The following is a 22,078-nucleotide window of genomic DNA, read 5'->3' on the forward strand; positions in this document are numbered from 1 at the left end:
CGCCCCGTGGAACGCGTAGCCTTTTGCGGAAATCAACAGCGCCATTTAACATAGCCTTAGCTTAAAAACTTATTTTTAGTTTTCCGAGATAAAGGAACAATCCAATTAGCGATTTTTTTACAAGCTTATAACAACAATATTTAAGAAAAGAGTCTTCCTTAAATATTGCTGCTATAAGTTCTATCCAATCTAAGCCATAAACTGTGTTCGAGACTCATTACATCACTTTTTAAATCTCGATAATAATCGGGAGTATCATCGGCTTGCGTTTTGTTTTAGTGAAAAGATATTGACCTACAGATTTTTTGATGCTTTGTTTGAAAACACTCCATTGACGGACGTTTTCCTCCTGTAATTCTTGGACGGTGTTCTTGACGATGTTGTTAACTTCTCTAATCAAGTAATCGGAATCTTTAACAAAAACGAAACCTCGCGTAATGGTATCCGGTCCCGAAATAATTTTTTGTTCAGCTCTGCTGATTGTGATCACAATAACAAGCATCCCGTCTTCAGACAGCTGTTTTCGATCTCGTAGTACAACCGATCCAACATCTCCGACCCCCATTCCATCTACATAAATATTTCCTGATGGAATAGCTCTAGTTTGTCTCGCGACCGAGTTTTGGATATCCACAACTTCTCCGTTTTTAATAATAAAGCTGTTGCCAGGTTCAACACCTACTGATTCTGCGAGTAATCGATGATGGTGAAGCATTCGGTATTCTCCGTGAATCGGAATAAAGTAGGTGGGCTTCATCAGTGTTAGCATAAATTTTAAGTCTTCTTGATAACCATGTCCTGATACATGCATCCCTGTTGTACTTCCAGAACCATATATGACATGTGCACCGATTTGGTACAAGTTATCGATAATACGCGACACAGCTTTTTCGTTACCAGGGATGGGGGAAGCAGCAAAAATAACGGTATCCCCAGGATAGATGCTTACATTCCGAAAGTTTCCTGTAGAAAGCCGTGCAAGAGCGGCCATTACCTCTCCTTGACTACCTGTACAGAGAATCGCAACCTTTTCGGGTGGAAGCTGATCCACTTCATTCGCATCAATTAGCATACCATCAGGAATAGACAAATAACCCCGTTCCATTGCAATGGAAACGACATTCACCATACTTCGTCCAAGCAATGCTAACTTGCGGTTAGTCTTTATAGCCGAAGCAACTACCTGTTGTACACGACTGACATTTGAAGCAAAGGTAGAGACTAACACTTTACCATCAGCCTTCAAAAACGCTTCATCCATATGGTTGCCTACCATCTGTTCAGAAGGAGTTAATCCTTTTCGTTCAGCATTTGTGCTTTCTGAAATAAGTACGAGGACACCTTCTTCTCCTATTTTAGCCATTTTATGAATATCGGCAGTTTGGTTGTCCGCAGGAGTTAAATCAAATTTAAAATCTCCAGTATGAACTACATTCCCTTCCGGAGTATGGAAGACGATTCCGAGGCAATCTGGAATGCTGTGACTGACCTTAAAAAAAGAAACCTTCATCATTCCCAATTCGATGATAGATTTTGAATCAATGGTTATGATGTCTGTATCCCTTAAAAGCCGATGTTCCTCTAATTTTAATTCTACTAAACCAAGTGTAAAATGGGTGGCATAGATAGGGATATTTAATTTCTTCAGAAAATAAGGAATACCACCTATATGATCTTCGTGTCCATGTGTGAGGATAAGAGCTTTAATTTTATCCTTATTCTCTTCCAAGTAAGTTATATCAGGGATAATTAAGTCTATGCCCAATAAACTTTCATCTGGAAACTTTCCGCCACAGTCAATAACCACAATATCATCACCATATTGGACAACATACATGTTTTTCCCAATTTCATTTAAACCGCCTAACGCAAAAATGGATAAAGTATTATCAGTCACATTCACTTTATAATCCTCCTTAAATATGTTCAGGTTACTTTAGTGTGTCCTTCTGAAAAAAGGATTATTAAGTTTTCCTTAGAAGATATGGTCCTGACAGCAAGGAATAGTATGTGCAAAATACTGATTATTAATAATTTTAGAAAAACCAGTTTCTTTCACCTTGTTTTTTCGTTATACTGATAGTAACTTCATTCGATATACGAAATATATTGCAAGTAATTAAAAGGAGAGAGGGGAATACTTATGACAAAAGTTATGAAGAAAACAGTAAGTCGTTCGGAGGTTCCAGAAGAACAAACGTGGAATCTTAGTGATCTTTTCGAATCCGAAAAAGCTTGGGAGAAAGAGCTTGAAGCTATTCAACGGGATATTCCAACCGTGACACAGTATAAAGGGCGGCTAACAGAAAATGCAGAAACATTGCTTCAAGGTTTATTAGCAAAAGATGCGTTAAGTGAGAGAGTGGTCCGTGTGATGACATTTGCGAGCTTACGACAGTCAGAAGATGGCACAAATCCAGAAAATCAGGCTAATTCAGCGAGAGTAGCTTCCGTACTGGGAACTATTAGTGCAAGTTTATCTTTTATTCACTCGGAGATTCTTGAATTGGTTGAATCTACTGTTAAACAATACATACACAAAACACCGAAGCTTGAGTTGTTCAGTAAAACGCTCTATGACATCTTAGAAACAAAAGAATATAAGCTTTCCCCGGATGCAGAGGAAGTTTTAGCTGCATTTGGCGAAATCCATCAAGCACCCTATATGATCTACCAACGAAGCAAAACATCGGATATGCAATTCTCTTCTTTTAAAACAAAGGATGGAGAGGAATATCCATTAACCTTCAATTCTTTTCCTAAATATGAAGGATCCTCAGATACAGAACTACGCAGAAAAGCGTATGAGTCCTTTATTGACACCCTAAAACAATACAAAAACACCTATGCAGCAACTTATGCTACAGAAGTGAAAAAACAGGTTATTGAAGCGAAGTTACGCAATTATGACTCTGTTACTGATATGTTATTACACGAACAGCAAGTAACAAAGGAAATGTATCATAACCAATTAGATACGATCCAAACGGAGCTTGCACCACATATGCAGCGCTATGCGAAACTTAAAAAACGTGTGCTTGGCTTGGATTCTTTCCACTTTAGTGATTTAAAAGCACCTCTTGATCCAGACTATAACCCACAAATAAGCTACAAAGAGGCATCTAACCTAATGATGGAATCATTAAAAGTCATGGGTTCGGAATATATGGAGATTATGGAAGAAGGTTTGCAAAATCGTTGGGTGGATTTAGCGGATAATGTCGGTAAATCATCTGGTGCTTTTTGTTCAAGTCCGTATGGGGTACACCCGTATATCTTACTAACTTGGAATGATTCAATGAGAGATGCCTTTACACTAGCTCATGAACTGGGTCATGCGGGCCATTTTGCTTTGGCGGGTCGCTACCAGACCCTAAGTAATACCCGTCCATCGCGTTATTTTGTTGAAGCACCATCCACAATGAATGAGATGCTTTTGAGTCAGCATATTTTGGCAAAATCAAATGATGAGCGAATGCGTAGATGGGTAATTCTTCAGTCTCTTGGAACGTATTATCACAATTTCGTGACACATGTCCTAGAAGGAGAGCTGCAGCGTCGAGTTTACGAGCTTGCTGACAAAGGCACACCAGTAACTGCAAAACTTCTCTCTGAACAAAAAACAGGAGTTCTCTCTAACTTCTGGGGAGATGCAGTTGAAATGGATGAAGGAGCGGGTCTAACCTGGATGCGTCAGCCTCACTATTACATGGGTCTCTATTCTTATACGTACTCAGCTGGTTTAACAGCCTCCACTGCGGCGGCACAAATGATTCAAGAGGAAGGTCAGCCTGCAGTGGATCGCTGGTTATCCGCACTAAAAGCCGGTGGAACGCTCAAGCCGCTTGACTTGATGAAAACAGCGGGTGTTGATATGTCTACTCCAGAACAAATTCAAAAGGCAGTGGCTTATGTTGGCTATCTGGTGGATGAATTGGAGAAAAGCTTTGAATAACGAATAGTATCCTAGAAGACAAACAGTTCATGAGTTATTTTTGAACTGTTTGTTTTTTTATTAGATGCTATTCTCTTAAAAAACCTACCAGAGGATTTTTCAACTTGGTCTGATTTTTAATTAAGTTAACGAAACTCAAAAACACCGATATTGATGAAACAATTGTACGATTGCTTAAAAAATGTACCTGTAGATATTTTATATAAATCTTTTGAAGCAAATGTCAACTAACTTCTGTGCTAATATTTACCGCTACTCCCCTGGGACTCTCTCCATTAAAATGGGAGATAAGTATTTTACTAGGAGGACTTAATAGGGATATGCAACGCAGAGAAAAACATAACAACAAGAAAATATACAGTTTTGTCCTTTTTATCATAATATTTATCAGTATCTTAGCTATAAATCTCACAGGTAATAATAAGGAGGATATATCTACAGGGAAAAGCAGCAAAACTGTGAAAGAGTATGCATCCGTTGACCTGCCACCTGAGATTAGTAATCTATCCATCACACCATTTTCTGAAGATCGACAAACAGTATATGGGGAAGTGGTTTTGTCGGTAGAGGCAAAGGATGATAACAAGATCGCTAAAGTGGAATTTTACAGCAATAACGGAGACTATCTCATAAGCACTGTGACATCTGAACCCTATACGGTTAACTGGGCAACAGACCCATGGGTTCCAGATGGAGAGCAGCAGATAAAAGTTATTGCGTACGATGACTCGAATCAAACAGAAGAACTTTCCCAAAGAGTTATGATAGACAACTTGAGTAACAAGGCTCAACATAAATATAAGATGGTGGGCTATTATGCAGGTTGGGCTACCTATTCTGGGTATGAAGTAGCTGACATTGATGCCAGCAAGCTTACTCATCTCAATTATGCTTTTGCCAATATCTCGGAAACAGGAAAAATAGCGATAGGTGATGATTGGGCAGATCTGAATAAACCTTTTCCAGGAGATAAGGAAACTCAATCACATAAAGGAAATTTCAATAGATTAAATAAGCTGAAGGAACGACATCCCCATTTAAAAACCTTAATATCTGTAGGAGGGTGGACCTGGTCTGCCAGGTTTTCCGATGTGGCGTTGACTGAGGAATCGAGAACTATTTTTGCAGAGAGTGTATTACAGTTTATGTTAGAATATGGCTTTGATGGAGTCGACCTTGATTGGGAATATCCAGTCAGTGGTGGATTAGCCAGGAATAAGAACCGACTTGAAGATAAAAGGAATTATACACTACTATTAAAAAAGATAAGAGAAACCCTGGATTCACAAAGCGACAAGGATGGGAAGGAATATCTTTTGACAATAGCTACCGGAGCGAGTAAAAGTCATGCTGCCAACATGGAACTGGCGCTTTTGCACCCTTATGTAGACTACATCCAGCTTATGACCTATGATATCCATGGAGAATGGGATCCAATGACAGGGTTGAATGCTCCTTTGTATCAGGATAGTAAAAGCAGCTATGAGTGGGAGTGGAGTGTTCAGGACGGAGTGCAGACCTATTTAGACAGTGGTGTTCCTGCTGAAAAGCTAGTCATGGGTCTACCGTTTTATGGCCGGGTATTCGATGAAGTAAACAATGCAGGAAACGGCATGTACCAGCCCTTTGCAAACGGAAAATCGATCGGATATGCAAACATCGACGCAAATTATATAAATCAAAAAGGGTTTAAACGCATATGGATAGAGGACTCTAAAGTCCCTGTCCTATATAACGGATCCACATTAATCACCTATGATGACGTGGAATCCATTGGGTATAAGACCGAGTACATTCAGTCAATGGAACTAGGCGGTGCCATGATGTGGGAGCTTAGTCAAGATCCTGATGAAGTGTTATTGAGGAAGGTATATCGTGAGTTGAAGGAGTGGAAGAAAAATAGATAAGTTTGTACGCAATCCAATTTCTTGGATTGCGTTTTTATCTTTTTACTTTTCCTTATATAGGTAAGAAGGATTAAGGAAAATATCCCTAAAAATATTTAAAAATTTAAAATTAAAGGAAAATTCGAAAAAATGTCAAAATAATAAAAAGAAAGTATAAAAATGGGGAGTGTGTTATGTGAAGAGAAAAAAAGAAATGAAAAGACCGGTGTTTGCATCGCTATTATCCTTTTTACTGATCTTTAGTATGATGGTTGGAAATGTAGGTGCAAGAGAGAACACCGATGCTGAGATTTTCCTAAAGTCTAAGGATATTAATCAAGAAGTATCAGTAAGTGACGAAGTATACAAAGCGTTTAAAAAGGAGGAATATGTCGAATTATTGGTAGAGATGAGAGATCAAGTTGATACAACAGCAGTAGCACTTCAAGCAAGGGAACAGATAAACCCTTTACTACATGTTTCTCCCTTTCAGAAAAACCTCCAATCACGTTTTGCCGTTGTGGATGCATTAAAATCAACAGCAGAAAACACACAAAAAACACTACTCCAAATGTTAGAAAGCAGTAACCAAGTAAAAGATGTAAAAAGCTATTATATTATGAATGTCATTTATGTAAAAGCAAAAGAAGAGGTTGTAGAGCAAATAAAAAGTCACCCAGAAGTAGCGAATGTGCGGCTCGACGCTAAAATTGAAATGGATTGGCCAGAAATGTCTTCAAAACAAGTAGAAGTCAGCGTTCATAAGACTACGGAAGAAACTATCTTACAAGAGGGAGATAACAGTATTGAGTGGAATATTAATAAAATAGAAGCGCCAAGGGTTTGGAATGAATTTGGAATTGATGGCAGCGGGGTTGTTATAGGAATGATTGATACAGGCGCCCACTGGTCACACGAAGCATTAAAAGAAAAGTGGCGGGGGTTTAATCCGCTAGATCCTAATAATCCAAATCCCGTAGGAAACTGGTTTGATGCAGTCTCAGGAGAGAGTATGCCGTATGATCTTGCTAGCACTCCTCATGGAAGTCATGTTTTAGGAACCATCTTAGGACAGGATCCTGAGGGGAAAAATAAAATTGGAGTTGCACCAGGTTCCAAATGGATTGCTGCAAGAGCATTTACCGAGCAAGGTGGCCAAGACTCCTGGTTATTAGCTGCAGGACAGTTCATGTTGGCTCCTAATGGTGATCCAAACTTGGCACCCGATATTATAAATAATTCATGGGGTGGTGGTTCAGGAATTAATGAGTGGTTTCGCCCAATGGTGCAGGCATGGCGAGATGCAGGAATCCTTCCAGTATTTTCAGCAGGAAACGCCTACCCAAGTAAGGTAAGTGCCCCTGCAAACTATCCAGAAAGTTATGCAGTTGCAGCTACAGATAGTCAAAATATTAGAGGGAGCTTCTCGAGTGTCGGTGCTGGTCCATATGCTGATGACCTGAAGCCTGATATTGCTGCACCAGGTGTTAACATTAGGTCTTCTGTTCCCACAGGTTATGAAGGCGGATGGAATGGAACTTCCATGGCATCTCCTCATATAGCTGGTGTTGCCGCATTACTTCGTTCAGTTGATGCATCCTTAAGTCCAGATCAACTTGAGGAAATAATTAATGAAACAGCTTTACCATTAACAGACAGTCAATATTCTACCGCTCCAAACTATGGATATGGTAATGGATTGGTCAATGCTTATGATGCAGTGGCTTCTATTGCTTCCGGTATTGGTGGAATTTCAGGACAAGTATTAAAACAGGGAGTAGACGAAGAAGAACCAGTGATTAATCATCAGCCTTACCAATTTGGATATTCTGGTCTGGATTTCGTCCTTGATACACAAATTTCTGATAATGTCTCTGTGGTACAGGCTGATTTATATGTAAGACAAGATGAGCAATCAGATTGGGAGATTGTTAAACAGAAACGCTCGTCGGGAGACTTTCGGAACGGTAATTATCAAGTCGAGGTTCCATTAAAGTATGTAAAAGAACCAGGTTTTCAATATTTGATTAAAGCAATAGATTTTAGTGGCAATGAAGCGGTGACAGAAATATTCAATGTCGAAATAAGCTTCGGAATTAACCCGAGTGACTCCTTTGAATTTAATTTTGAAGACTATCTAGAAGGAATGCTGCTGTCAGGTGATTGGGAATGGGGGGTGCCGACAGTTGGAACTACACCAAGGAGCGGGGAGAAACTAGTAGCTACTAAATTGACAAGTAACTACTCAGATAACTCTAATAGTTTGCTACAGTTCCCACCCATAGATACAAGAAATGCAGATCATGCCTCTCTTTCATTCAAACATTGGTTTGATATTGAGTATACCCATGATCAAGCTAAGGTGCTCGTCACGAACGATATAGAGAGCAACGATTGGCACGAAGTAACTACGTTTACTGGAAGGGAAAGAGCGTGGGAAGAAATTACAGTGAATTTAGATCAATTTGCAGGCTCGGAAAATCAGGTGTTTGTTGCTCTATTATTTAATTCTGATGATAAAGTCAATCATGCAGGCTGGTATATAGACGACTTGACTATTAATAATACATCAGAAGCAACAACAGAGATTTCTGTTACAAAGTTATTGATAGAAAAGCCAGTATTCCATTCACATCCAAGGGAAGAAACGAAAAAACTGGTAGATTCTTATCAAAACGGCTTACCAGTTGAAGCTTTTGTAACAGTTATTGAGACAGGTAGAACGGTAAAAACAAGTCTGGAAGATGGATCCTATCATATTCTCCATAGACCTACTCCCGAAGGTGAAAATTATACCTTACGAGTAGAATCTTATGGTTATTACCCACAACAAGAAGAGTTCAATTTGCAAAATGAGGAAGTAATAGATAAGAATTTTCTTTTAGCAGAAATTCCTACAGGGGAAATCTCAATCAATGTCATTAATAAAAAGACCCAAGAGCCTATCCAAGGTGTAGCTTTGAGGGTTTTAGAGGATGGAAGAATTCCTCTGGCAGAAACCGATTCCCAAGGTTTTCATGCTTTTGCTGATGTTTTAGAAGGGACCTATACAGTAAGCTTATCTATTCCAAACTACCAGCATGAAAGAATTACAGTGGATGTCACAGGAGGGGAAAGCTCCAGTTTGATTGTCGAACTTACACCATTCCCAGGTTCAGTTATTACTTATGATGATGGCACGGCGGAAAACGCGAAAGCCTACTATGATAGTGGCTATGGTTTTGCTACCAAAATGAGCCCTGATAAACTAGCACAATTAGCTGGAGTAAGTGTGTATCTATGGGAGTCCAATTGGCCGGTGCCTGGAGGAAATCAGTTCTCCGTTGCAGTCCACGAAAGTAACGAGAATGGAGAACCGGGAAAAAGAATTATTGCACCAAAAGTTGTTGAAGGACAAAGGGGCCAATGGAATTTTGTGGACTTAAGTGAGTTTGATTATAAAACCGATAAGGACTATTTTGTGGTCGTTCTTCAGACAGGAGCTTTTCCGAATGTACCAGGTATAGGAATCGATGAAAGCTCTCCTTTTGCAGATCGGTCCTATCAAATGGATAGTAGTGGTGTCTTTTCAAAGCTAGGATCTTCCAATGGTAACTTCATGATCCGGTCTCACTTGTACTATTTACTGAAAGCTCCTACTATAAACGATGCAACTGATACCGTTTATGTGAAGGAAAACATTTTCTCCATTTCGGGTCATGTAGAAGAAAATGGGACAGTGAATATTTACAACGATGATGTTTTAGTAGCGACAACAGAAGCTGTTAATCAAGAATTTGAGATAGATGTGGATCTAAATGAAGGAGAAAATAAGTTTACCGCAACAGTAACAAGTGGAGAGGTAGAATCTTCGCCATCTAATTCGTTAATAGTAGTCAAAGACGTAACTAAACCAATCATCTCTATTGTTTCACCACAAAATGGTATATCAACCAATGAGCAGGTAGTTACAGTAACTGGCACACTAACAGATAACTATCTATCCACTGCGGATATTAATGGGGAAGAGGTAGCTATAAAAGAAGAGGGTGTATTTAGCCACGAGGTGACACTAAATGAAGGCCTAAATGAAATTTTCATTAATGCAAGAGATTTAGCTGGGAATGAAGAGAGGGTATTAATCGAGGTTACCTTAGATACCGTCTCACCAGTAATTAGTTCCGTTAATCCGGATGTGGAAATTTACAGAAATCCTGGAGATTCCATTGTAGTGACCATAACAAGTGACACAAGAGGTGGAACCGCTAACTTATTAATTAAAGATGAGTCTGAAAAAGTGATAGAGGAGTTAGTAATGGAGGAAGTGGAGCCATTTATTTATGAAGCTACTTGGTCGATACCAATGGACGCCACTTTCTCTAATGCAACATTCAACATAGAGCATTTTGATTCTGCAGGTAATCAGGTAAAGGTAAAAGCAGCAGGTTCGCTCAATCTTATATTTGAAAGAGTGGAAAGACTGTTTGGAAACACTAGATACGAAACAGCTGTAAAAATTAGTGAAGAAGGCTGGGATTCTGCCGATGTTGTTGTATTAGCAAGAGGCGATGTCTTTGCTGACGCACTAGCAGGAATCCCTTTGGCTCATAAACTCTCTGCCCCTATGCTATTAACAAGATCCAAAAACTTAGATTCAGCTGCAAAAGCAGAAATCGAGCGTTTAGGGGCAAAAGAAGTAATAATCTTAGGCGGAATAGAGGCAATTGAGGACGAGGTAGCGGAGGAATTAACTTTATTAGATGTTAAAGTGAGCAGAATTGCAGGTGCAAGCAGATATCATACGGCTGCTTTAATTGCAGGGCGCCTTGGATCTACAAATAAAAAAGCAGTGGTGGTAAGCGGTTCAAACTTCCCGGATGCTTTATCAGCGGCTTCATTTGCAGCGCAAGAAGGTACACCTATTTTGTTAACCCGAACGAATAGATTACCGGAGGAGACAAGAAGTATCCTTGAGAATAATAACATAATGGATACCTTAGTTATTGGTGGAACAGATGTTATAACAGCTGAAGTGGAAAAACTATTGCCGGAAGTGACTAGAGTAAGCGGCAGTAATCGCTTTGCAACCAATATTGAAGTGTTAAAGTATTTTAACTCTGAAAAAGACCATTTATATGTAGCTACAGGTAGACAATTTGCCGATGCACTGACAGGTTCAGCTTTAGCTGCTAAAAATGGAACAGGGTTACTGCTTATGGACTACGAAATACCTGAATTAACAAAAGAATTTATTAAAGCGAAAACCATAAGCAATTTAACAATATTCGGAGGAGAGGAAGCCGTTTCAAATGTAGTGGAAGAGGAGCTGGAGAGGCTAGTTAAATAATCGGTGAAAAACATCGTAAGGAGTGCTTCATCTTTGAAGCACTCTTTTACTATTTTTAAACAAATTTTTTGTTATTAACAGAAAAATTTAAAAATTCTAAAATGTTTAATAGGATTTTCTATCTTGTTGTCGAATTATCAAAAGTGAGGGTAGAGAAGAGATAGTTTTGCTTTAAGCATGCATCTTGGTAGAGATTTTTCATTTAATAGGACCAGACCAACAGATTATAGAAAGTCACCATTCCTCTTCAAACAACTAGAGCTTAAAAGGCGAAAAACTAGTAAGGAAAAGCTGAGTGTTTGAAAGGAGGAACTAGGTAGAAAGTCTTGCTTGATGAAAAAATCTGGGGGTGCGAAAGGCTTGAAATTAAATTATTCTAAGCAAAAAAAGAAATGTTTCTCTCTTTTTATGATTTTTCTCATGATCTCTAGTTTATTATTGCCAGGTTTAGCGGGAGCGCAAACACAGACGGACGAATCTTCAACTTTAACGGTTGAAGAAGAGCAGAAGCTAGAAAAGGAACGAGAACAAAATAATGAAAATCATTCAAGTGATTCTAATAGTGAGATATCTGAAAGTGGCATTCCGTCTTTATTAGATGGGATTGATTTAAAAGAAGAGCCCGAATATGGTGAAGGTGATTTTGTATTAGGTGGGAAAGTAGAAACAGAGATTATAAATGAGCTGGACACTAACGGAATAGCTAAAATAATCATTCGTCTAGAGGATGCTGTTGATATGGGTGAGCTTTCTGCTACTGTTTCTGCTCTCGAAAATAGAACCGCAAGAGTGGAAACTGTTGTAGATCACCTCAAAGATGTAGCAAATGCATCTCAAAGTAAATTGATGAAGCAATTACAAGATTTCGAGAGTGAAAAGATGGTTAGTAATATTCAAACTTTTTGGGTAATAAATGGTATTTCTGCAACGATTAATAAAGAGGCTTTAGAACAAATCGCCCAAAGAGAAGATGTAAAAAGAATTACATTAGATCGAGAGTTTCAAGTGCCTGAAATTCTTGAGGAAGAATCTCCGCCACGTCTTCCGGAATGGGGTCTAGAGAAAATTTTCGCTCCTAGAGTATGGGGGGAATATGAATTACAAGGTGAAGGCATTGTCGTAGGAATCATGGATACTGGTGTACAAGGAGACCATGAGGCATTGTCTCATAACTACCGTGGACGGGACGGAGGCCATCAGTATTCTTGGGTTGATTTATCAGGACATGAATACTCTACGCCAAATGATGGACATGGACATGGAACCCATGTTGCAGGTTCTGCAGTAGGGGGAGGAGCAGGGGAACCTATTGGGGTAGCACCAGGCGCAGAGTGGATTGCTGCCAAAATCTTTAATGATTCAGGTGGAACAACAGCTAGCGCAATTCATGCAGCATTTGAATGGTTTTTAGCTCCAGGCGGTGATCCAAGTAAAGCGCCGCATGTAGTGAATAATTCTTGGGGAAGCGCTGATACGTACCGAACTGAATTTTTAGAAGGAGTTCGTGCGTGGGTTGCAGCAGGTATTTTCCCATTATTTGCAGCAGGTAATGATGGTCCTGGAGCGCAAACGATCGGATCACCAGGGAGCTTTCCTGAAGCATTTGCAATTGGAGCATCCGATGTAAATGACCGGATTGCATCATTTTCTAGTAGAGGTCCCGTTTCTTGGCCCAACGAAAATGGAGAACAAATCCGCTATGTTAAGCCGGAGGTCTCTGCTCCAGGTCATCAAATTTATTCTGCTTGGCCAAGCGGGGGCTATAACACAATCAGTGGAACTTCCATGGCGACACCGCATGTCGCTGGTGCTATAGCACTTCTTTTACAAAGTCAGCCAGATTTAACAATCGATGAAGTAGCTGACCTTCTTCAAAGTACTGCGAGAACTGAAAGCCATATGGGAGCTCTTCCGAATGATAATTACGGTTATGGTATTGTAAATATATATCAAGCGGTAACAGAGGCTGCTTATGCTGGAGAAGTTACAGGGTCTTTGAAAGATAAAGAGGGCAATCCTATTTCTGGAGAGATATTTTTACCAAAGGAAGACCTTCGTATTGAAGTAAGAGAAGATGGCCTTTTCAGCTTTAAAGTACGAGAAGCTAAGCATGAAGTGGAAATAGATGCATTTGGGTTTCATGCCATAAAGGATACACTGGAAGTAAAAAAGGGTGAGGTAATAAGTAGAGAATGGATATTGGAAAAAGCAGAAAGATTTAATATCCAAGGTACTGTTACAAACTCCGACGGAGACCCTTTACCTTATGCTTATGTGCGGGTATTAGATACCCCGCTCAAAACAGTAAGAACGAATTCGGCTGGGCAGTTTTTAATTGAAAGTGTTCCAGAGAATGAATATACATTAGTTGTAAATGGAAAAGGAATTAAGCAAGAAACTGAAACAATAACTGTTGATAAAAATACGACAGTTAATTTTGAGGTATCATCCACCGGCATCACTGCCCTTGATGGTTGGGCAACCTCTAAAAATAACTTTTCAAGAAATGCTGTGACAACAGCAGAAGTAGATGCAGAAAACCTGGAATCTTCTTGGTTTTATGAATCAAATGGACAAATATTGTTTAGCTCGCCAGTAATAGCGGATGGCAAAGTAGTATTTACCACTGACCGCGGATATGTGCAGGTTGTTGACCAAATTACAGGGGAAGAAGAATGGTCGATAAGAACAGGTAGTACTAACCGCTCTACCCCGACTGTTGTAAATGGTATAGTTTACGTTGCTGGTGGATCGGATAGTCAAATATATGCAATTGAATTGGAAACAGGCAGAACTATTTGGACAGCTAGCTTAGATTTCCCTGCTATTTATGAAGCACCAATTTATCATGAAGGTGTATTATACATCACTTCGTATATGGACCAAGATGCTAAAGCAGTTGCACTTAATGCAGAAACTGGCGCTAAGGTTTGGGAAAAGTCAACAGGTAATGGTTCTTTCTTTGGAGGGGCTATTGGCGAAGGATTATTATACGTCGGGACATATGATTCAAAGCAATTAACCGCGCTATCTCTTTCTGATGGCACAGAGCAATGGCAAGTTACGTTGGAAAACGAAGGTTTTGCTGCTAGTCCAGTTTACGTAGATGGTGTCGTATATGCTGTTAGTTCTGATTTCACACGAGAAACTGGAACATTAAACGCTTATGAAGCAAGTACTGGTAATAAACTGTGGAGTGCAGCAAATATTGGTGACACCCAAGCAGGAACACCAATCTTGTTTGATGACCTTGTTATTATTGGGTCTGCAACACATCCAGACATTAAAGCGTTTAACAAAAATACTGGAAAGCTAGTATGGCAAACAGATAATGGCAGTTCGATGGTTAATAGTGGAGCCGTATCTGGCAATGGATATCTATTTGTTACGGACCTCTCCTCCAACCTGCAAGTATATGATGTTTTTACAGGGGAGAAGCTGCATACTTATGGCTTGAAAAACTTAAGTACTACAGGTGTGGCAATTACGGAAGGGCAGGTAATTGTAGGTGACCACTCCGGGGTTTCAAGCTTTAATGCACCAGGTAGGTTGTCAGGTTCCATTAGCGGTGAGGATGGACAACCAATACAAGCAAAATTGACTATAGCTGAAAATGGTGTATCTGCAGTTGCAGATGAAGAGGGTAATTATTCTCTAAATGCACCTCCTGGAACGTATACGGTTAAAGTTGCTTCTTACGGTTTCAAGCAAATTGAAGAAGAAGTTACATTTGTAACTGGTTATGAAGTTACAAAAAACTTTGAGCTTGTTCCAGGCTCAAATGGTTCTGTTTCTGGAAATGTAAAAGATAAAAGATCAGGACTTTCTTTAGCAGGTGTATCCGTATCAGTAGAGGATACCCCATTAGAATGGACAACAGGTACAGATGGAAATTTCAGTTTTCCAGATGTTCATGAAGGTACTTATGAAGTACTATTTTCTTTAGCAGGTTACGTTGATCAAGTTATATCTGTAACTGTTAAGGCAGGGGAAAATACAGAAGTGCCATTTGATATGACACCAGTTGATGTCGTTGTACTGGATGATTATGAAGGGGAAATTGTACGTTTCCTAAATAATAATAATATACCAGCCGAAGAACGTGGTTGGGATGTAATTGATGAAATTGGTAGCTATCAAGTTCTCTACATGAATGGAGCATACACTTCTTCTGGGTTAAGACCTACTGAAGAAAAATTTAATAATTTAGTTTCTGCAGCAGAAGAAAATGGAGTTAGTGTGGTTTTCGCTGACACTTGGGGAATTAGTTATGGTAGTTTAAGACATCTTTGGGAGTTTAGAAATGACCCTGCACAATATAACTCCGATTATTATGATGCAACTGTTCGATTACAAGTGGATGAAGAGCATCCTATACTAGAAGGGCTAGAGAAAGGTGGCAACTACGACCTTCATCATAACGGAGATTTTGTTTGGTTCAATCAATATTCCGGGCGTAACCTAGCAACTGTTGGAAGCACAAGAGTAGGGTATGTCGGTTCAGGAGTATCGTATAAAGGGGTTAATGAAGATAGCGCCCATTTACTACTTTCAACACACACTGCCTCTCCATGGATTTCGCCTTTCAATGGATGGTTGCCAACACAACAGCAGATTTTATTGAACGGAATTGATTTCTTATTGGATGCTGAATTTGGTGAAGTCTCCGGGTCAGTTGTTGACACAGATGGTAACCCTATGGAGGTTACAGTGGAGGTTGTCGAAACAGGAGTAACCACTAATTCAAGTGGTGGATCCTACGGTTTATTCCATGATGAAGGTACGTATAAGGTAGCTTTCCGTAAGGCAGGGTATGCTATGCAGGAAGCTACGGTGGAATTTGCAAAAGGTCAACCAGTTATAAAAGATGTAACAATGGAAGTTTCCAATAGCGGAACAATTTCCGGTCAAGTTACAAATAAAATAACTGGCCAAGCAGTTCCATACGTAGAGATTAAGTTATACGATGAAGAAGACAACCTGGTGACAGAAGAAGTGAGCTCCATAAACGGTGGATATGAAATAACAGGTTTAGATGAAGCCTTATATACTTTGAAAATAGTATTGAGAGATCATGTAACCTATACACAACAAATAAATGTTGCAGGGGATCCGATACAATTGGATATCGAGTTATATCCTTCTCCTAAAGTTGGGATTATAGGTGATACCTCATCTAATTCCTTAAGAGAATTGCTAGACGAAAACGGGATAGAAGCAACAAACTATTCAGCTATAAGTAATATTTTATCTGAGTTGTCCAACTTGGATGTCATATTTTTTAATGATCAATCTATAAATACCGTTACACTACCTGTATTGGAAGAATTTTTAGCAGAAGCAGACAAACATGAGGTTAGTGTGATTTTTGGTGACACCTATTGGACAGGTTCAGGGTTAAATCATCTTGTAAACCGATTCCAAGATCCTGAATCCCGTACTACTCATAGGGATTACAGCAGCTCTGCTGGCTATGAAGTGATAGTAGAAAATCCGATATTCGGTAACTTGAAATCCGGGGATTTTGTAGATATTCTTCTACCAAACCGTAGTGATGTTGCTTCCTTTGATGGATACTCCGGTTATCCGTTAGCTTATGTTAAGCACGAATCAAATGAAGATGTTCATGGATTGGGAATGGCATATAAACCTAGAACAGGTTCTAGTATGGAACTTCTAATGGGTGGACATGGAATGTCTTTTACTCATAACATGAGCCACTACACCGAGAGTGGAAAGGATATATTCTTAAATGCAATACTTTGGGCTGCTTATATTGAGTACAATGTTATTGAAGGATATGTCACAGATAAAGAAGGAAACCCTCTTTATGCAAATGTCAAAGTAAAAGATCAGGGATTAAGCACTTGGACAGACCCTGAAACAGGTTTCTTCAGTATTGCTGCGTTGGATGGTGAATATGAATTAGAAATAGATTCTTTCGCTTATCAAACTAATACTAGATCGGTGACAGTTGACGAAAATTCAGAACAGTTTACAGTGGAGCTGGAACTTCAAGAAAATATTGGAACATTAGAAGGTAAATTCTTTGATGAAAACACACTAGAAGGGATAGAGGGTGTACACATTGAGGTCGTAGATTTCCCTCGTGAAGGCAATACAGCTATAAGTGGGAACTTTACCATTGAGAACCTTGAACCAGGTAATTACTCTCTGGTGGTTTCAAAAGAAGGATATGTACTCCAAGAGCTTGATGTAATAATTAAAGCAAATGAAACAACTATATTAGAACGTAAAATGAAGCCGTCTCCGACCATTGGAGTAATTGTAGATGGTCAGTCATCTTCTGCGGTGAAACTAAAAGACTACTTAACACCTAGAGGATATAGTGTAGAGGACCTCTACTATTCTGACTTAGATAAAGTCGGTGATTATGATTTGATTTTTGCGAACTCGGATTATAACAACAGTCTTAATCCTGAAAAAGAAGTATTCCTTGATTTTGTAAAAGAATTGGATCGAACAGAGACACCTGTAATTTGGACTGGAAGTGGGGGACCAAGAGGTAGTATCCGATTCTTGGTTGATTATTTAGGAGATCCGTCAATTGAGCATATGGGCAGTACCCCGTCTTCGCAGAGAATGCTAACTGCAACTATTCTAGAAGAACACCCGCTTATTGAAGGTGTGAAAACAGACGAAAATGGCCAATTTACTTTTGATAGCCGTTACTATCACGGCTTTGAAGGGTACACTGGAACAACAATTGCAGAGGTTTCTCATGAAGGGCAAGGTGAACTTGGAAGCTTTGTTGCTTATGGTGGTCGTACATTAAACAGTGTGGAAGTATTATTATCAAACATGACATTTGGGTATGGTTTTACAGAAAGTGCATATTTTGATGAAAATCGTGAACGTATCGTAAATAACGCTCTTACATGGGCACTTGACAATACTGAACCGTTAGTCGGAGAAGTACATGGTCAAGTTAATAATAACTTTGACAGAGGTGTTTACTCTACCGTTACAGTAGAGGAAACAGGTTATACGTTCCAGACAGAACAGGATGGAACCTTCTTCCTGGCACTTGACACAGGTACCTATACTTTAAATATAGAAGCATTCGGTCATGAAGCCGAAAGCTTTGAAGTGCAAGTGGAACGTGGTCAAAGCAAAGATCAGACTTTCACTATGACATCTGAAAATTCTGGTCTTATAAAAGGGCAAATAAAAGCAGATGACACAAATAACGGCATTGAAGGCGCTAGAATTCAGTTAGAAGGTACACCGTTACAAACAATAACTGATGCCCAAGGAAACTATGAACTTCAAGCTCCGACTGGTAATTATCAGGTTCGCGTTACGGCAAATGGCTATTCCCCACAAGTTGAGTCTGTTGAAGTAAAACATAATGAAGAAGTTACGTTAAACTTTACTTTAGGAATATCTGAAAAGATTGCTGTAGTTGGAACAAGCCTTAATGTAAATAGACTTGTAAACGTGTTAGAACAACAAGGCTATGAAGCTATTCCTTGGATTAACTCCGATACTGATCAATTAATGGAAGAATTAAGTGAATATGCATTAGTCATTTTTAATGATCGAAATACGTCGGCAATGCCTGAGGCTAAGTTTAAAGAGTTTGTAGAGTTAGCTGACAGCTACGCGATAAGTATGATTTTTACAAGCCAATTCTCAGGTGGAACAATCCGTGATTTAAGTAGCTTCTATGGTGATCCAGTTTCAGTTACTCAAGGCTTTTCACCAGGACATGTAAATTACACGGTTGTTGAAGAACATCCGATCTTTGCAGGTTATAAGGTTGGTGATGTTATAAAGATTCTAGATAATGGTACATCGAATCAACAATGGTCTTATTTCGCCGATTACAGTGGAACAACCATCGCTGATTTAACAAATGATACAGATGGAAAGCTAGGCGAAGGCTTGGCATATAAATTCCGTACCGCGAACAACGTTCATATTTTGTTAGGAAGCTTACATTCCGGATCGTATGGAAATCCAGAGCAGAGATGGGCAGCTGACACAACACAAATCTTTACAAACACGGTCGACTGGGCTATATCAGCTAGCCTTGGTGAAATAACTGGTACAGTTAAAGATACGGAAGGGGAGCCTATTTCAGGCGCTACTGTATCGATAGAAAGCGAAGAGTTGACTACAAAGGCAAATAGCCAAGGGCAATATCGCCTCGGTGTAGGTGCTGGAAGTTATGAAGTCAAAGTTCAAGCTCCTGGTTACACAACGCAAACTGAAGAAGTAGAGGTTGAGGAACTTGGGCAAGCGGTGGAATTGAACTTTACGATGGTAAAAACAGACCGCATGACCGTTTCCGGTAATGTAACCGATTTAAATGATGAAGGTCTAGAAGGTGCGAAAATTACTTTAACAGAAAAAACTGGACTTTTTGAAGGAGTAGAAGAGACCAATGAAGCTGGAGCTTATCAATTTGATGAACTTCTTGCTGGGGAATATGAAATAAAAGTGGAGGTAAATGGGTATCAAACTATCACGCAAGATATCCTAATAGAGGAAGGGGAAAATGTTGAATTAAGCTTCAAATTGAGTGATTTCAACATTGCTGTTTTAGGTGATAGTTCAACTAGCTTAACTGATTTCTTTAATGAAAATGATTTTGCTGCACAAAAACGAGATTGGGATATTGTAGATGATGTTTACAATTATAAAGTAATCATTGTAAACACAGGTAAAGGTACTAAAGAGCAAATCACTAAGCTTATTGAAGAAAGTAATAAGTATGAAACAAGTTTAGTATTTGTAGATACATGGGGAGTGGATGGTTCCATTCAATTATTAGAAGAAGCAATTGGAAACCCAACCCGTGCAGAACACGGATATAACGAAGGGGCAGTGTATGTTGATGTAGTAAAAGCTAATGAAATTTTCTCAGATCTAGGTGATGAGAATATTAAGATTCATAGCGAAAAGAGCCCATATGCTACCTTCGAAAACTATGAAGGGATTACACTTGCGAATCTAGTTGTTGACGGAAAAGACAAAGGAGCAACTGTTGCTTACGACTTCCAAAGTAAGAATCATATGCACCTGTTACTTTCCACTTTTGCTGTAAACAATATGATTAGTCCAGATCAAGGATGGACAGATCAAGGGAAGCAGTTGTATTTACAAGCAATTGAATGGGCACGAGATGGAGTTCAAGAATTACCAGCAACACCAGAGGCAAATGAAGAAGAAATGATTTCAACTGATGGTAATGTCACAATTACAGGGACAGCGGAATATAGAAGTACTGTTACAATCCTTGATGGTGAAGAAGTTCTCGCAAGCATCTCACCAGAAAGAGATGGTTCCTTTACCGCAGACCTTAAAGATCTAGAGGATGGAGTGTATCAATTAATTCTTCAAGCAAGTAACTTTGCTGGAAATGTGACAAGTGATCATACAGTTAGGGTAATTGTTGACACTCAAGTACCACAATTGGAAGTCGCATCACCTGTTGATAATATGGTTACCGACAAAGAAGTAATTGATGTAAACGGAAATGCATCCGATGCCAATCTAGAGAAAGTTTTAGTAAATGGTGAGGAAGTTGTAACGGATGATAATGGAGTGTTTTCTACTAGAATCATACTGGCAGAAGGAACACATACTGTTGAAATAGAAGCAGTTGATTTAGTTGGAAATGTGATAAAAGTAGAACGAACAGTAACCGTTGATTTAAGTGCTCCTCAAATTACTGATTTAACACCAAAGGAAGATCTTTATGTAAAACCTGGTGATAGCATAGAAGTATCCTTTAGAAGTGAATCAGAAGGAGGAACGGCTAGCTTCTCTATTAAACTGCCTGCCCAACTTTCTGCTCAGTCTTCTTCGGATAACGAAATGAATGAAATAGAACCGGGAGTTTACAAAGGAACGTGGAATGTTCCAACGAATGTAAATCTGCAAGGTGCCATCATTGAAGTAGTATTCACTGATGATGCTGGAAATAGGGTAGTCCAAGAAACGCCTGGTAAGCTATTTATCAGTAAAGAACAAATTGAACGTATTTATGGTGAATCGAGATATCATACTGCAGTAGAAACTAGCAAAAATGGCTGGACTTCGTCGGATACGGTTATCCTAGCTCGTGGCGACAACTATGCAGATGCATTAGCTGGGGTGCCATTAGCATATAAACTAGGAGCACCAATTCTATTGACAAGAGTAGATCGATTGCCAGAAGAAACGATGCAAGAAATCCAGCGATTAGGGGCAAGCAAGTTGGTAATTCTAGGTGGTCCTGAGGCTATTAACGATACCATCGTTTCAAGGCTAGAGGCTGAAGGGTTAGAAATAACTCGTATTGCTGGAACTAACCGTTATCATACTGCAGCATTAATTGCTGAGCAATTAGCACCAGATGGAGTAGATAAAGTGGTTGTAGCAAGCGGTCAGAATTTCCCTGATGCCTTATCTGTTGCTACTTTTGCAGCAAGAGAAGGAATGCCGATCTTGTTGACACCTGCTAAAGGTTTACCAGAATACACCTCAGATGCAATCCATGCGCTTGGAGCAACTAAGAGTATTGTAGTGGGTGGTTCGGATGTGATACCTGAAGAGGTTGCAGAACAACTACCTGAATTTGAACGCTTAAGTGGAGCTAATCGTTTTGAAACAAATGTTGAAGTAGCGAGAGCATTTGGTGTAGATAATAAACATATGTATGTAGCCACTGGAAGAGAGTTTGCAGATGCATTAACTGGATCAGTTCTTGCTGCTAACAATAACAGTGCTATACTACTGGTTGATGAAGAAGAAGTAAGACAAATTGTTTCAGAATATTTAATAGAGCAAGGAGTTAAACAGCTAACTATATTTGGTGGAGAATATGCTGTTACTCCATCTGTAGTTGCAGCATTAGAGAAAATAATAGAATAAACTAGCTTGCCTAAATTAAGAACCCAT

At 39.3% G+C, this 22,078-nt stretch carries 5 protein-coding genes; 4 read left to right on the plus strand and 1 reads right to left on the minus strand.

Annotated elements, in window-relative coordinates; genetic code table 11:
• Positions 1-229: 229 nt before the first annotated feature.
• Positions 230-1,903 carry a ribonuclease J gene (locus tag K9B36_RS11635; RefSeq protein ID WP_223702239.1) on the minus strand — a complete coding sequence of 558 codons (1,674 nt, stop codon included), beginning with the start codon at positions 1,901-1,903 and terminating at the stop codon, positions 230-232.
• A gap of 240 nt (positions 1,904-2,143) precedes the next feature.
• On the opposite strand from K9B36_RS11635, the gene pepF reads away from it, so the two are divergent.
• The 4 genes from pepF (at position 2,144) to K9B36_RS11655 (ending at position 22,051) form a co-directional block, all read left to right on the plus strand.
• Positions 2,144-3,955: an oligoendopeptidase F gene (gene pepF / locus K9B36_RS11640; RefSeq protein ID WP_223702240.1), complete on the plus strand. Its 1,812-nt coding sequence runs from the start codon at positions 2,144-2,146 to the stop codon at positions 3,953-3,955.
• A 320-nt stretch (positions 3,956-4,275) separates the two neighbouring features.
• The gene (locus K9B36_RS11645; protein ID WP_223702242.1) at positions 4,276-5,862 is read left to right on the plus strand and encodes a glycosyl hydrolase family 18 protein; all 1,587 of its coding nucleotides are present in this window, start codon (positions 4,276-4,278) and stop codon (positions 5,860-5,862) included.
• A 175-nt stretch (positions 5,863-6,037) separates the two neighbouring features.
• A complete protein-coding gene (locus tag K9B36_RS11650) occupies positions 6,038-11,167 on the plus strand; it encodes a cell wall-binding repeat-containing protein (protein ID WP_223702243.1) in 5,130 nt (1,709 codons plus the stop codon).
• A 360-nt stretch (positions 11,168-11,527) separates the two neighbouring features.
• On the plus strand, positions 11,528-22,051 hold the full coding sequence (locus K9B36_RS11655; RefSeq protein ID WP_223702245.1) for a carboxypeptidase regulatory-like domain-containing protein: 10,524 nt from the start codon (positions 11,528-11,530) through the stop codon (positions 22,049-22,051).
• Positions 22,052-22,078 lie beyond the last annotated feature (27 nt).

Source organism: Sutcliffiella deserti (assembly GCF_020037475.1).
In the GTDB taxonomy this organism is placed as follows: domain Bacteria; phylum Bacillota; class Bacilli; order Bacillales; family Bacillaceae_I; genus Sutcliffiella_A; species Sutcliffiella_A deserti.